Source organism: Acinetobacter sp. BIGb0196, assembly GCF_011759595.1.
GTDB lineage: Bacteria > Pseudomonadota > Gammaproteobacteria > Pseudomonadales > Moraxellaceae > Acinetobacter > Acinetobacter guillouiae.
Map to the genome: position 1 here is coordinate 1,402,270 of NZ_JAAOZA010000001.1, position 14,603 is coordinate 1,416,872.

The 14,603-nt window shown below is 40.5% G+C and carries 15 protein-coding genes; 12 read left to right on the plus strand and 3 right to left on the minus strand.

Features of this window, described 5'->3' with window-relative positions; all coding sequences use genetic code 11:
- Window positions 1-276: 276 nt before the first annotated feature.
- The 8 genes from FHR28_RS06285 to FHR28_RS06320 all read left to right on the plus strand — a co-directional run bounded on the left by FHR28_RS06285 (window position 277) and on the right by FHR28_RS06320 (window position 7,346).
- Window positions 277-1,836, plus strand: a complete 1,560-nt coding sequence (locus FHR28_RS06285) for a 4-hydroxyphenylacetate 3-hydroxylase N-terminal domain-containing protein (protein ID WP_166782193.1) — start codon at window positions 277-279, stop codon at window positions 1,834-1,836.
- Window positions 1,837-1,869: 33 nt separating this feature from the next.
- A complete protein-coding gene (locus tag FHR28_RS06290) occupies window positions 1,870-2,412 on the plus strand; it encodes a flavin reductase family protein (RefSeq protein ID WP_105714073.1) in 543 nt (180 codons plus the stop codon).
- A gap of 19 nt (window positions 2,413-2,431) precedes the next feature.
- Entirely contained in the window at window positions 2,432-3,364 is a 933-nt protein-coding gene (locus tag FHR28_RS06295; RefSeq protein WP_154130467.1) for a VOC family protein, read from the plus strand.
- Between the two features lie 8 nt (window positions 3,365-3,372).
- On the plus strand, window positions 3,373-4,104 hold the full coding sequence (locus FHR28_RS06300) for a dimethylmenaquinone methyltransferase (protein WP_105714075.1): 732 nt from the start codon (window positions 3,373-3,375) through the stop codon (window positions 4,102-4,104).
- Window positions 4,101-4,547: a cupin domain-containing protein gene (locus tag FHR28_RS06305; RefSeq protein WP_105714076.1), complete on the plus strand. Its 447-nt coding sequence runs from the start codon at window positions 4,101-4,103 to the stop codon at window positions 4,545-4,547. The genes FHR28_RS06300 and FHR28_RS06305 overlap by 4 nt, the downstream gene beginning before the upstream one ends.
- Window positions 4,544-6,130 carry an aldehyde dehydrogenase family protein gene (locus tag FHR28_RS06310; RefSeq protein WP_105714077.1) on the plus strand — a complete coding sequence of 529 codons (1,587 nt, stop codon included), beginning with the start codon at window positions 4,544-4,546 and terminating at the stop codon, window positions 6,128-6,130. The genes FHR28_RS06305 and FHR28_RS06310 overlap by 4 nt, the downstream gene beginning before the upstream one ends.
- A 60-nt stretch (window positions 6,131-6,190) precedes the next feature.
- Window positions 6,191-6,577, plus strand: a complete 387-nt coding sequence (locus FHR28_RS06315) for a RidA family protein (protein WP_105714078.1) — start codon at window positions 6,191-6,193, stop codon at window positions 6,575-6,577.
- 67 nt (window positions 6,578-6,644) lie between these two features.
- The gene (locus FHR28_RS06320; RefSeq protein ID WP_166782194.1) at window positions 6,645-7,346 is read left to right on the plus strand and encodes a fumarylacetoacetate hydrolase family protein; all 702 of its coding nucleotides are present in this window, start codon (window positions 6,645-6,647) and stop codon (window positions 7,344-7,346) included.
- A 117-nt stretch (window positions 7,347-7,463) separates the two neighbouring features.
- Here FHR28_RS06320 and FHR28_RS06325 read toward each other — a convergent pair whose 3' ends face one another.
- Window positions 7,464-8,303: a hypothetical protein gene (locus FHR28_RS06325; protein ID WP_166782195.1), complete on the minus strand. Its 840-nt coding sequence runs from the start codon at window positions 8,301-8,303 to the stop codon at window positions 7,464-7,466.
- 180 nt (window positions 8,304-8,483) lie between these two features.
- Here FHR28_RS06325 and FHR28_RS06330 point away from each other — a divergent pair, with 180 nt between their 5' ends.
- On the plus strand, window positions 8,484-9,446 hold the full coding sequence (locus FHR28_RS06330) for a LysR substrate-binding domain-containing protein (RefSeq protein WP_166782196.1): 963 nt from the start codon (window positions 8,484-8,486) through the stop codon (window positions 9,444-9,446).
- A 170-nt stretch (window positions 9,447-9,616) separates the two neighbouring features.
- Here FHR28_RS06330 and FHR28_RS06335 read toward each other — a convergent pair whose 3' ends face one another.
- The gene (locus FHR28_RS06335; protein ID WP_166782197.1) at window positions 9,617-10,684 is read right to left on the minus strand and encodes a class I SAM-dependent methyltransferase; all 1,068 of its coding nucleotides are present in this window, start codon (window positions 10,682-10,684) and stop codon (window positions 9,617-9,619) included.
- A 172-nt stretch (window positions 10,685-10,856) separates the two neighbouring features.
- Between FHR28_RS06335 and FHR28_RS06340 the strand changes: the two genes are divergently transcribed.
- Both FHR28_RS06340 and FHR28_RS06345 read left to right on the plus strand, forming a co-directional pair.
- Entirely contained in the window at window positions 10,857-11,825 is a 969-nt protein-coding gene (locus FHR28_RS06340; protein ID WP_166782198.1) for a helix-turn-helix domain-containing protein, read from the plus strand.
- A 15-nt stretch (window positions 11,826-11,840) separates the two neighbouring features.
- Window positions 11,841-12,677, plus strand: a complete 837-nt coding sequence (locus FHR28_RS06345) for a class I SAM-dependent methyltransferase (RefSeq protein WP_056517894.1) — start codon at window positions 11,841-11,843, stop codon at window positions 12,675-12,677.
- Window positions 12,678-12,807: 130 nt separating this feature from the next.
- On the opposite strand, the gene FHR28_RS06350 is transcribed toward FHR28_RS06345, so the two are convergent.
- Window positions 12,808-13,626 carry a sulfite exporter TauE/SafE family protein gene (locus FHR28_RS06350; protein ID WP_056517893.1) on the minus strand — a complete coding sequence of 273 codons (819 nt, stop codon included), beginning with the start codon at window positions 13,624-13,626 and terminating at the stop codon, window positions 12,808-12,810.
- Window positions 13,627-13,722: 96 nt separating this feature from the next.
- On the opposite strand from FHR28_RS06350, the gene FHR28_RS06355 reads away from it, so the two are divergent.
- Complete coding sequence (locus FHR28_RS06355) at window positions 13,723-14,502, plus strand: AraC family transcriptional regulator (RefSeq protein WP_166782199.1); 780 nt, start codon at window positions 13,723-13,725, stop codon at window positions 14,500-14,502.
- The last annotated feature ends 101 nt before the right edge of the window (window positions 14,503-14,603 follow it).

Consider the following 14,603-nt stretch of genomic DNA (forward strand, 5'->3'; position numbering starts at 1 on the left):
TTTCTCAAAGTAAGTGATCTATAGTTGTCGTGGTGTAAGTGGAGATTTTCGAATATTGAGCCAATAATTTTATTCAACTAACAGGTATTCGCACTCAAAAGCCATGTTGTTATGAACACGGCTTTTTTTAATGCTTAAGCAGTTTTTATTCATAATAAAAAGGTTATATATGTGAGCTAAATACATGATTGGACGTATATAAATAACCTTGTTAACCTCATTTTATGCTTAAAGATTAAGCAATTATAAAATAAAGCGAATATAAGGATATGGGACATGAATAGTAAATTAGATACTGAAAGTGTTGCAGTGAATAAGGACTATATTCCATTTACAGGACAGGAGTATTTAGACAGTCTCAATGATGGGCGCGAAGTTTGGATTTATGGTGAACGGGTAGAAAATATTACCGAGCATCCCGCATTTCGTAATTCAGCACGTATGATTGCCAGAATGTATGATGCCTTACATGCACCTGAAACCAAAGATATTTTAACCACACCAACAGAGTGGGGTGGTTTTACTCACCGCTTTTTCCGTGTTGCCCATAATGTTGAAGAGCAAGTGGCTTCTCGTGATGCGATCGCGGCATGGCAACGTATTTCATGGGGATGGATGGGGAGGTCGCCTGATTATAAAGGCTGTTTTATTGGAACACTGGGGGTAAATGCACCGTTTTATAAGGGCTTTGAAGAAAATGCACGTCGTTGGTATCGAAAAGCACAAGAAAAAACTTGGTTTATTAATCATGCATTGATGAACCCACCTGTAGACCGTGGTCTTGGCGCAGACGCAGGTAAAGATGTCTTTATTCGAGTGGTCAAAGAGGATGAGCAAGGCATTTATGTGTCTGGTGCCAAAGTTGTTGCAACTGGCTCGGCTTTAACCCATTTTACATTTATTGCACATGTTGGGCAGGTGATGTTTCAAGATCCAGCATTTGCCCCAGTATTTATCGTGCCGACCAATGCGCCTGGGGTGAAACTACTTTGCCGTACTTCAAATGAGTATCGTGCAGCGGTACTTGGTAGCCCTTTTGATTATCCATTGTCAAGCCGCCTTGATGAAAATGATGCCATTCTGGTACTGGATAATGTCTTTATCCCATGGGAAGACGTCTTTATTTATAACAATTTACAACAAGCAAATGCTTATAACACCGAAGCAGGTTACTTAGAACGGGCATCTTTACATGGGTGTACGCGTTTTGCGGTCAAACTTGATTTTTTAGTCGGTACTTTAGCAAAAGCACTCGAAATTACAGGGGCAGACAAATTTCATGGTGTGATGTCCCAGATGGGCGAAGTGATTGCATGGCGTAACACTTTTTGGGCGCTGTCAGATGCGATGGCAAAAAGTGCTGAGCCATGGAATGGCATGATTCGTCCAGATCCGCATCATGCGGGGGCATATCGAGTCATCAGTCAATTGGCGATGCCAAAAATCAAAAATATCATTGAACAGGTTGTGGCAAGTGGTTTGATCTACCTTAATTCACATGTAGATGATTTTAAAAATCCACACATTCAGGGTTATCTCGCTACTTATCTTCGCGGATCAAATGGTAAGGATGCGATTGAACGAGTCAAAGTCATGAAAATGCTCTGGGATGCGATTGGTACTGAATTTGGTGCTCGGCATGAGCTGTATGAAATTAATTATCTTGGCAGTAATGATGTGACCCGTCAGACCAATCTGTTTGCTGCACAGTCTAGAGGGATGCTCGACTTTTGTAAGGATTTTGCCCAGAAAGCCATGGATGAATATGACCTCAATGGTTGGACGGTCCCCGATCTGATCAACCCAGATGATGTCAGTATCCTGAACAGAAAATAATTCAAACCACTGCTCAATATAAGGATATAGAAAATGACAGTTGCGAATTTACGGATAACAACACCGGGTGAAATGGTGAAGATCATGCAAGCAAACCAGACCAACGTGGATTTTACATCATATGAATTTCGCAATGCGATGGGGAAATTTGCAACAGGTGTGGTGGTGATTTCCTCATGCCATGATGGACAAATCCATGCCATGACAGCAAATGCGTTTATGTCAGGTTCACTGGAACCGGCCATGGTGCTGGTTTCCGTAGGCAATAGCGCAGCATCACATGAAAAAATCATCCTAGGCGAGCATTTTGGTATCAGTATTTTGCATGAAGATCAGATACAGGTGAGTAACCATTTTGCTGGGAAGCACGATAAACATTTTAAACCTGAATTTGAATATATCGCGGGTTTTCCTGTGATCAAAAATGCTGCTGTTCAGGTCGTGAGCAAACTACAGTTTAGCTATCCATGCGGCGATCATACCTTATTTGTTGGACTGGTCACGCATTTACAGCAACAACATGGGCTAAAACCACTGGTATTTCACAATGGGAAATACGCTCAGATTGCAGGCTGAAAGTAAAAGGAATTGAAATATGGTGAAACCCATTGAAATTGCTCAGGTGACGTATGCCGTACCAGATTTGGCTGTAATGGAAAAGTTTATGACTGACTTTGGTCTGACCTGTGTCAATAAAACCGATGAGGTGTTGTATATGCGGGGCAGTGGCGAGCAACACCATATACATGTGAGCTATCGTGCTGAAAAGCAGCATTTTATTGGTGCTTCCATAGAAGTGTCATGTCTACAAGACTTAAATGAATTGGCAAAACTTGAGGGTTCTTCAGCGGTACAAGCTTCTTCTGAACAAGGTGGCGGCTATGAAGTGGTGATGATCATGCCAGACGGTTTTCAAATCAAAGCCATTTGGGGGCGTGACAAACATGCAGATATCACAGAGCGTAAGGCTTTTGACTTAAACAATGCCACATCTAAACCACGTTTGAATGAATCTATACGGGTAAAGTGCAAACCCTGTCAGGCGATTAAACTTGGACATTTTGTACTGCATGTCAGTAATCATGATGCATCGGTGCAATGGCTTGAGCAACGCTTTGATTTACTTCCTTCAGACTATTTTGTACCGCCTGGTGAAGAAGGGCCGATTGTGGGAACGTTCCTGCGCTTCAATCAAGGTGCAGAAAAAGTAGATCATCACTCGATTTTGATTTTGCAGTCGGACTGGGTGGGTGTGCATCACTGTTCTTTTGAAGTTATTGATCTGGATGCGGTGATGACCGCACATGATTATCTTGTCACGCAAGGCTATCAACTGGATTGTGGTGTTGGACGGCATATGCTTGGCAGCCAGATTTTTGATTACTGGAAGGACCCCTTTGGTTTTAGGGTTGAGCACTATACAGATGGCGACATGCTTGATCAGCATGCACAGCCGATGAAATTCAACGGTACTGCAACTGAAACCACACAGTGGGGCATGGCACCAGAATTGGAATTTTTCCAGTAGGAGATCTCATGACATACATGTTAAAGGCTCCGACCCGCGAAAAACTGATGCGGGTGGGTACGGCAAATATTGCCAACGTTTTACTGAAGCACGGTTTTAATAACGTCATCATGCACGGTATTTCTCCAATCAGTACCACTCAGGAGCAATTGGTGGGACCTGCTTATACCTTGCGCTTTATTCCAGCACGTGAAGATTTGAGCAAGATGAGCAATTACAGTCGTGAAGACAATCTGCATCGTCGCGCCATTGAGGAATGTCCTAAAGGATCTGTACTGGTTATTGATGCATTTGGTTGTACTCGTGCTTCCAGTATGGGAGACATGATGGCAGCACGACTTAAATACCGAGGTGTTGCTGGTGTAGTCACCGATGGTGGCTATCGTGATTCTCCCGCAATTTATGCGGCGGGTTTGCCTTGCTTTCAGAAGCACAATGCACCGCCAGCAACGCCGATTGCAATGCATCCGATCGCTTTGAATGAACCGATTGGATGTGCTGGTGTAGCGATCTATCCCGGTGATGTTGTGGTGGGGGATGGAGATGGTGTGGTGGTCATTCCACAGGCACTGGCGGATCAGGTTGCAAATGAAGCACTGGATGCTTGTGAATATGAAGCTTTTGCAGCGCTGCATATTCGACAGGGAAGATCCATTTTTGGACTTTTTCCAGCCACAGCGGAAAGCCGTCTGGAATACAGTATCTGGAAATCTGAGCAAAAACAGGAGCAACAAGGATGAATATCAATGCTGAAACATTTAAAAGTTTGGAAGTGCTATTCAATACCACTGAACTCAGTGACGATGAATGGATTAATTTCCCTGAGTATGGGTTTCGTCAGTATTTCCTTTGGAAAAATGTAGACACTGGCGCGACGATTGCGTTGCTTGAATTCCAAAAAGGTGGCTGTATCCCGATCAAGCATACTCATGCATCCAATCAGTTTATGTTTTGCCTTGAGGGTGAGTACGAATATATAGATGTGGAATTGAAGCTGAAATCTGGCTGCTTTTATATGAACCCGAAAGACCATCCGCATGGCCCCACCTTAGCACATCAGTTTAGTCGGCTCATCGAGATTTATGATGGCCCGCATTATTACGAAAAGCCTGCATATCACACAGATGAAAGTATCGGTGATTTTGTAAAGAAAGAAAATCAAGAGAATAGGTTAGAACAATGATGAATATTGCACAAAAAAAATATGCAGAAGATGCACTGTTTGATACACAACAGGTGTTAAAAACTTTTGGTTTGGATCAACTGCATGCAGGTTCCTTTGGTGTAAAACAAGGATGGTCTACGCTAGAAGGGCGTGAACTCATTCATGCAATTTGTCCTGCTGATAATGAAACAGTGGGGCAAATTGCAGCATCTACCGCAGAAGATTATGAGGAAATTATACAGGCAGCAGTGGCGTATCAGAAAACATGGCGCATGGTTCCAGCACCGCGCCGTGGTGAATTGGTACAGCGTATTGGTCAATTGGTACAGGAAAACATGGAGGCGTTGGTAGGTATAGTTGCACTAGATACGGGTAAATCCGTAATGGAAGCCAAAGGTGAGCTCAAAGAAGTGGTCGAGATGGCAACCCTTGCGACAGGGCAATCCCGCATGATGTATGGCTTCACCTTACAGTCACAACGGGTGAAACACCGGATGTATGATCAGTGGTTACCACTGGGTGTGGTCGGGGTGATCAGCGCCTATAACTTCCCCGCAGCTGTTTGGGCGCAGAATGCTTTCCTTTCAGCTATTGGTGGCAATACGGTGATATGGAAACCCAGCCCAAAAGTGCCGCTGACCGCAATAGCTTTACAGAAATTGGCCAATCAAGCCATGCAGGAAATGAATTTGGAAGGGGTTTTTTCTTTGTTTATTCCAGCGGATAGCGCTGTAGCTGAATTGATGATCCGAGATCTACGTATCAACATGGTGTCATTTACAGGTTCTACAGGTGTAGGAAAAAAAGTCGCAAGTATTGTGAGTGAAACATTGGGGCGTAAATATATGCTCGAGTGCTCAGGTAATAATGGCTGTATTGTCGATGAAACGGCCGATTTACAACTTGCAGCACGTGCCATTACTTTTGGGGCGATGGGAACCACAGGCCAGCGTTGTACCAGTACTCGTCGCCTGATTGTGCATCGCAGTGTCATGCATGAACTGATTGAATTGCTTAAACAGGCGTTTGACCAGATCCGTATTGGTGACCCACGTGAACAAGAGACCATCATCGGTCCACTGATTGATGCAGCTGCTGTAGCGCAATATCAGGCAACGATTCAGCGTGCTCAGGAACTTGGCGCTAAAGTGGTTTATGGTGGTCAGCGCATTGACCGTCCGGGGCTTTATGTTGAGGCATGTCTGATTATGGATGTCGAACCTGAATGGGACTGTGTACAGCATGAAACTTTTGCACCGATTGTATTTGTGATGCCATATGACGACCTTGAACAAGCCATTGCTATTCATAACAACGTTGCGCAGGGACTTGCTTCAGGTATTCACAGTTCAAACCTCAGCAATATCGAACTGTTCTTGTCGGCGGCAGGAAGTGATTGCGGTATTGTTCGGGTCAATATGGGAACAACCGGGGCAGATGTTGGCGCGGCATTTGGTGGTGAAAAGGAAACGGGTGGTGGACGTACCGCAGGATCAGACTCATGGAAAGGCTATGTGCGTCGCCAAAGCGTATGCATTAACTGGAGTCGTGAAAGTGCTTGGGATTCACACATTCATCTTTCATCAGAAAAAGTGGGCTAGGAATATTGAATTAAAAATATTGAGTTAGAAATATTGTGTCAGGAATATAAGGAAAACAACATGTTAAAAGAAAGGATTATTTCTCCAACAGTTAAAGAGCCAGCACCGGGCTTGTGGTCAAACTGCCTGAAAGTGGGCAATCAGGTATTTATATCTGGAATGACCGCACGGCAGCCAGATGGTGAAACCGTGCTGGGTGATGAATATGAACAGTCGCAAGTGATTTTTCAGAAAATTAAGGATTTAATTGAAGCCGCTGGAGGCACGATGAGCAATATTGTCAAAATGACCATCTTTGTCACCAATATCGCCAATAACACCGCCGTCTGGAAAGCCCGTAAGGAATTTTTTGAAGGCGATTTTCCGGCTTGTACGCTTGTGGAAGTAAAGGCACTGGCCAAAGCAGAAATCCTACTGGAAATTGAAGCGACTGCAATTCTGGGTTAATCCCTTGATTGGGGCAGTAACTGCTGCCCCGATGATTTTATAAATTAAAAAAATGAGGAATATCAGAATGTCAGTAGAAACACTTTTCCCAGTTAAAGCACCTGTCCTTATACCGATCGTCAATCAATCCAAAAAATTTCCAGTCAACCGCATCTTTTGTATGGGACGCAACTATATGGCTCATGCTGCCGAGATGGGTGTCAGTGTAGAGAAGTCTACACAATCACCTTTTTATTTTTTAAAAGATGCGGCAACTTATGTTGCATCTGGTAGTGAGATTCCCTATCCACTCAAAACTCAGAATTATCATCATGAAATTGAACTGGTACTAGCGATTGGTAAATCTGGGGTAAATATTCAGGCTGATCAGGCTTTTGATCATATTTATGGTTATGCCTGTGGTCTGGATATGACACGTCGTGATGTACAGCTTATTGCACGTGATCAGGGCAAACCATGGGATTTGGGGAAAAATTTTGAACAATCCGCAGTGTTATCCGATATTGTTCCAGCTTCGGATGTAAACGTGGATGTAAATGCGGTAAATATTGAATTAAGGGTAAATGGTCAAACGACTCAGCATTCAAACACCCAGCATTTGATCTGGAATATTGCTGAGATGATTGAGGATCTCTCCACTTATTATACGTTGCAAGCAGGAGATTTGATTTTTACCGGTACGCCAGAAGGTGTCGGGCCTGTAGTGGTGGGAGATCTGCTAGAAGGTTATATTGAGGGAATTGCAGAGATTAAGCTGCAAATTCGCTAAGATAAAAAATTCGTTAAGATAAAAATCCAGAATTTAGACGATGGATTCTGGTTTTTATTTGATTTGAATAGATAGGAATAATCAAGCCATCACCAATGGAATGACTTGATTATCGACTTAGAAAACGTAACGAGCGGCAATAAATGGAGCACTATGCAGCGCATTTCTATAGGGATCTTTTCGGTTATCAACCTGATACTTGTTACGGAAATATTCATAACCAAAACCAAGTTTTAGGCCGTCTTTAGCGCCAACATCGTACATATAGTTCATCTGAAATAGGGTTGCAGGTTTGGCATCCTCGTTAAAATAGCCCGGACCCGTACTGCCAATAAAGTCAACAAACCCGTCGACAAAACCTTTGTCATGTAAGGGGAAACCAAAGTTGGCCCATAGTGCATAGGTTGGATCGAAATTGAACCGGCCACCAGCCAAATTGTTATTTGCACTTTCATAATACCAGTCTGCACCGACTTCAAAATAACCTTTGGGAACATTGAAATCCATGCTTAAACCCGCTCGGGCTTTAGTTGGGTTAGGTTCCATTGCTGAGTTTTTTAGCCCTTTATCTGCCCTTAAAGTCAGGTTGATATCACGGAGAAGCTTGTTTTCAATTTTATTGTCAAAAATTGAATTATAGGAAAAGTAACGACGATAGAACGCATAGTATTCAGTCGCGCCACCATCACCATTCGCTTTAGGGTCTTTGTCATTGGATAGAAAAACGTTAGCAACCAATACATTGCGTCCAAACTTGTCACCACTTAAATGAGTAAAATTTAGAATGGTTTTGGATACCTGATCAGGGTTAGCAGGCTCTCGGTATTGATTACTCCATGAAACATTTACCTGATTACTTTGCCAGAACTCTGCATGGATGGTTAGACTGAAACAGCTTAGGGTCATGCCATATAAAATATGCTTGGCGATATTATGCTTTAAATATTGAAAATACATAGATACGTCCTTGATCTTTATATCTGACTTTTAATTTTGACTGAATCTATTTATGCGTCTATTTATATTTAAAGATTGATTTATAATAAAATGGTTATGGTTTTAATTGGATTGTGAATAGAAATTATATATAGTGAGATTAATCTAAGATAAATGGATTTTATATTAGGGAATAATATTATGGCAAAGATCGACCATTATTTACGTTCAAACCTTAAATTAAGACATTTGCAATTATTGGTGACACTGGATGAAATGCGACATATCGGAAAGGTTGCAAATTATTTAAATGTTACTCAGCCCGCAATTTCAAAAACGTTGGCAGACTTTGAAGAAGGGTTAAATATCAAACTCTTTGATCGCACCACAAGAGGGATGTTACCGACAGAAGCAGGTGTATGTCTGGTGAAATATGCTAAAAAAATTCTAAATGAAATCGCTTCTGCACGAGATGATCTGGTGGCAATCAGTGAAGGACGAGCCACTCGAATAGCGATAGGGTTGCTGCCAGCGGTTTCACTGTCTATTCTTCCGAACTTTATCGCAAGAGTGGAAAATGAAATGGTTTCCACAAGTATCAACGCACGAGAAGGTAGCTCAGACGTCTTGATTTCATTGCTTCGTACAGGTGAACTGGATGTCATGATCGGAAATCTGGCTGCTAAGCCACTGGGCATAGAATTTAGAACCAAGCATTTGTATAAAGATCCCATTGTGGTGGTGGTCAAAAAAGGGCATCCACTGGTGACCAAGCAGGATCTGGTCTGGACAGATCTGTCAGAATTTCCAATGGTGCTTCCACCTGAATTTGCCACGACTCGAATTGTGATCGAAGAATTCTTACTGTGTCATCAGGTCAATTTATCTAAACGTTATGTGGAGTCTTTATCCACACTGACCAATATCGGGGTGCTTCTGGCAACAGAATCGATTGGTTTTTTATCTTTTCAACTTGCCGATTATTTTAAAAAAGCCAATCTTGTAGATATTTTACCTTTGAAGATGAAAAATATTTATATTGATATAGGTTTAGTTTGGTATACGGAAAGAAAATTAACTCCAACGCAATTGAATATTATTTCAATGCTTGAGGACACTGTTTGTATCAGTAACTTAAAACAATATAAGTGCACTATTTTATGAGTTAATTTAAATTATAAATCACATTATTTTTTAGTGTTTAATCATTCTACTATTCCAGAAAATATTTTCTTGATGATGACTTATTCAGATTCAGCACAAAATAATAGGACGGAGTATAAGTTTCTTTGGCTTTATGAGATTAAAATTTTATCTGACGATTTTTTTATAACTTACTTTCTCGCAATCAGTACATCAACCGGCGCAACCGGGAATTGCACATTCTCGATCGTTTCAATGTGCTGACAACCCAGTTGCTTTAAGCTGCGATAAATGTCGTCCTTTTGTGGAACGTAATTGCCTTGCATACGAATATTCAGATAATAGCTCTGAATATCTGCATCATATTGAGATGGGTCAATTTCGGCATGACAACAAATTAATACGCCATTGGGTGATAGAGCTGCAAGCAGTTTTTCTAAAATTAAAGCGTAATCATTGACAAAATGCAGTACAGATGAGCACCAAATAATATCGTATTGGGGTTGAGATTTTAAAGTTTGAAAGTCTAAGCTTTGCATGTCCGCGGCTAAACAATGCAAGCGTTGATGTGCTGGATGGTTTGCTAAAGTGGGACGAATTGCCTCGATGACATGCGGAAGCTCTAAAAGAGTACATTCAAGTTGAGTAAACTTTTCAGCCAAATGCATTGCGATCCGTCCAGCGCCAGCACCGATATCAAGAAAATGTCTTGCTGTTTTAAATTCACGGACTACGTCAGAAAGCACATCTGCAATGTGAACTGTAACAGCGTTTTGTTCTTGGGCAATTTGTATTTGAGCCGCTTGTGCCCAAGCAGATCCGATTGTTTCTGGTGTTTGAGATTGGGCTTGGAAATCACGAGAGAAAGATACAGAAAGTTGTCCAGCAACAGACTGAATCACTTGCTGCCGATATAACAGAGCATCAGCACAATATTGATCTGATATCGGATCAAAGTAGTCTTTAAGTGCTGGTTTAATACGATAAAGCATAGCCTGTCTGGTTGGGTCAAACTGGGTATCTAACAGCTGTAAACTTGCCAAGAGCTGTAACAGATAATCGGTATTTTGCGGATGCAAAGCATGTTTCTTTGCTAGGACTGTGGCATCTACAAATTGAAATAATGATGCAAAGAGTTTATTTTCAATTGAAAAATCTAAGGCTTGCGCCTGTATTTGTGACAGGTAAATTTGCCAAATGGAATGTAAAGGATGAGGTTGAGTCAGTATTTGTACGGCTTGATTTAGAGAAAGATTCATTAAAAGCACCTTTTAAAATTACACAGGGAATGCCGATAACATTTGGTCTAGACATTCGATCCAAAGATACGATATGATGACTCAATAAATGAGAATGATTATTATTTCTTATATTAAAATTATAGAAAATACTATGCGGAATGAAGTTTTCGGCTAGATGGAGTATTGAGTGATGACACAATTACATCATCGTGTACGGGTTGATGTAGAGCGTTCGGTTCAAGAGATTTCATCACGGCAACAACGTATTGGCTTGCCTGAAGATTTTGGTTATTGCTATGCAGACACTTTACAGATTGAAGCTGGCTTGCTGCTTAACCAATTACACTATTGTCCTCAATATGCATTAGAAGAAGAAACCCAAGCAACACACTCAAAACCCGTGATGGTATTGACCGTTGGCTTACAAGGGTGCTCAAAATATCAGAGTAAGAATACAGAACAGCTCAGTTTTAAAACTGACCATATCAGTATCAATACTTTTCCATCTATTGAAGGAATACGTCATTATCAAAAACAGCAGACGGTTTCTCAACTTCGCTTGATTATGACTTCGGAATTTTTGAGTAAATATTTAAGTTCACAACAGCTCAAGACCTTATTTTTCCCAAATCATATCCATCCAATCGCTTTTCAGCCTGTTTCAATGACCACTAAAGTCCATGCTTGCGCATTGGCACATTCACTCGTTCAGCGCAACTACCAACCACAACATAGCTTACAACAACATATTCATGCACTGAGTTTGTTATCAGAACAGTTGCCGTTAATTGCGCCTGATGAATCAGCAGTCTCATCTGCAAACTTGAGTATGCAGGATGTGCAAAATTTGGAAAAAGCCAAAGCTTTAATGATCAATCAATTAGATCAAGCATTGACGATGCAGTATATCGCCAGTGTGATCGGTATGAATGTATATAAATTCAAAGCCTGTTTTATCAAGCTGTATGGGGTAAATCCGACTGAATATTTATTGCAGTTGAGGATGCAAAAAGCCCATAGCTTACTTGAGTCAGGTTTACACGTGGCTCAAGTAGCGTGGCAGGTGGGCTATCAATATCCCAATAATTTTACAGTTGCGTTTACTCGTTATTATGGCAAATCACCCAAAGCATTATTTGCAAAAAATAAATCTAAATGACATGAGGAATACGTAATGAAAAAAATATCGCTTAACTTACAGGATGACATTGCCGACACGCTATTAATTACCTTATATGCCAAATCCGTTGAAACGCAGAAAAAAAATCCCTTAATCAATGATCAAACAGCCTGTGAGTTGGTGGAAAAAATTGATTATGATTTTTCAAAATATAAAAACAAGAAGGCCACGTCTGTTGGTGTTGCATTGCGTTCAACGCATTTTGATCAGAAAGTTAAAGACTTTATTCAACTTCATCATTATCTTAATCATCAGCCGATTATTGTATTTGTAGGCTGTGGTTTAGATAGCCGTATACAACGTATCGGTAAAAGTGCTGAACATGCTGAGTTTTATCAATTGGATATTGCAGAAGTGATTGAACAACGTCAGCAATTGATACCAGCGCATAAAAATGAACACTTTATTGCAAGTTCAATGTTATCGACCACATGGATGGATCAATTAAAAGAAACGCATCCCAATGGTCATTTTATGTTTGTGATCGAAGGGGTATTGATGTACTTCAATCAAGCACAAAATCAACAGGTGTTAACAGCTTTAGCTGAACGTTTTTCAGGTGCTGAACTGCATTTTGACATGCTCAATGCTTGGATGAGTACTAAGTCTGCTTTACACGACACTGTGAGTAAAACCAAAGCCACATTTAAGTTTGGTTTGGATGATGAAAAAGACATTGAAACATGGCATCCCAAACTTAAACATGTGCGGACTTATTTGTTTAATCAATTTAAAGGTTGGCATCGAATGGGGTTAATGTTAACGACATTGATGTCAATTGTGCCAAAACTCAAAACTTCTTCACGTATTGTCATGTTTAAAATTAGCTAGCGTTTTTTTAAATGTTACTTGATTGAGCCATATATAAAATTTAAAAATATTAACGTTAAACGATATATGGCTTGGTTTTTAGTTGGATTGTTAACAGATAATCTCCAAGCCTTTAAGCCACCAGTCTCCCTTATTGAAATAAAATACTGATCAAAACCAGCGTGAGTAATAGGATATAACCACGCTCATGCATTTGATTAGACAATTTTCCGGTCCATTGTATTGCCAATTTCATGCCTAAAAAGCCGCCTATAATCAATGCAATTAAAGCAGGGTAATAAAAATAACCAACAAAATGCGTTCCTAAATGTTGTGGTTGGATAATTTGCCCAATGATCAAGGTGATACAACCGGCTATGGCAACAGGCATACTCAAAGGATTTGCAAGGGCAACGGCTGAAGACATATCCAAACCACAGCGACGGAACAGAGGAACAGTCATCACACTGCCTCCGACACCCAACGCTGATGCAATCCCGCCGATAAAGATGCCGCCTAGACCTTGTTCTGTTTTGGTGAGTAATCTTATTGCTTGTGGATTTGAATGCGGCTGTTTGAATTGACGAAGCAGACAATCAAAAATTGTAAAACACAAATAGAGCGCAAAAGACCATTTTAATACATGTGATGAAATATTTAGGGCAAGTAAAGTGCCTAAAATTGCGCCAGCAGCAATCCAATATGCGATTGGGAAGAGGTACTGCTTGTGTATTTTTCGCTGTTTATATTGTTGATAAGTTGCCAAACCAGAGTTGATCACCATCAACAATAATGAGCTTGCAACCGCACTTTTAAAAGCTAAATCATAGGCCGTAGAATGAATTGGATATTGCATACGAATTGTCGAATAAACCAAAGGAACAACAACAAAGCCACCAGCAAAACCAAATAATATGGTGAGTATGCCACTGACGAATCCTGCAACCAATAAAATAAGATAGAGTTCCATACACAGAGATCTTTCAAAATAAATACCAGTTTAAGGATTTCTCGATTGGTAAAATTTGTTATATTCCGCATTTAATTACTCAAATCAGACATGGATATGAAACAAATCTCGATTCATAGTGTTGAGCATTTAAAACATAAAATGATTGCGATAGAAACGCAGTACGCTGAGTATTATGTGTTGAAGATGCACAGCCATAAACGAGCACAATTACTCTATGCTGCTCAGGGTGTGATGCATGTAGAAACACCACAAGGAAACTGGATCATTCCTCCAGAAAGGGCAGTTTGGATTCCACCAAAAGTTCCGCATCAATTGACTTTGTTTAATGTTAAAACCTGTAGTTTGTATATTCTTCCTGAATACGTCCCGAGGCAGATTGAATGTTGCGAAGTGCTGTCAATATCGCCTTTGCTTCGACAATTACTTTTAAAAGCACCAGCATTAAATGAACCGCTTTCTAGACATGATGAGCTGATTCAAGAATTGATTTTAACTGAGCTAGCCATTTCTGAAAAAATTGAACTGCATTTACCTTTGCCGGAAAATAAAGCCATTTTAGAAATTTGCCAAAAGTTCTTAAAGCAGCCCAATATTCATTTATCACCCGAAGAAATTGCGACACAACTTTATATCAGCGAGCGGCATTTTAGTCGGCTGTTTAAAAGTGAAGTCGGGATGTCTTTTTCAAAATGGCGACAATATGCTTGTGTACTGTTAAGTCTGGAAAAATTGATCCAAAATCAGCCAATACAGCACATTGCTTATGATTTTGGCTTTAAAAATCCTGCCGCGTTCACCACCATGTTTCACCGAGTTCTAGGTTTAAGCCCAACTCAATATATGAGTCATCTGCAAAATAAAACATCTAAATAAACACTATTATTAATTTTTGACCGATCGTTATAAAATAATAAGCCTAACTTATCAATGATGTGATTGATACAGTCTAATCATTAGAAAAATCATGTTTTATT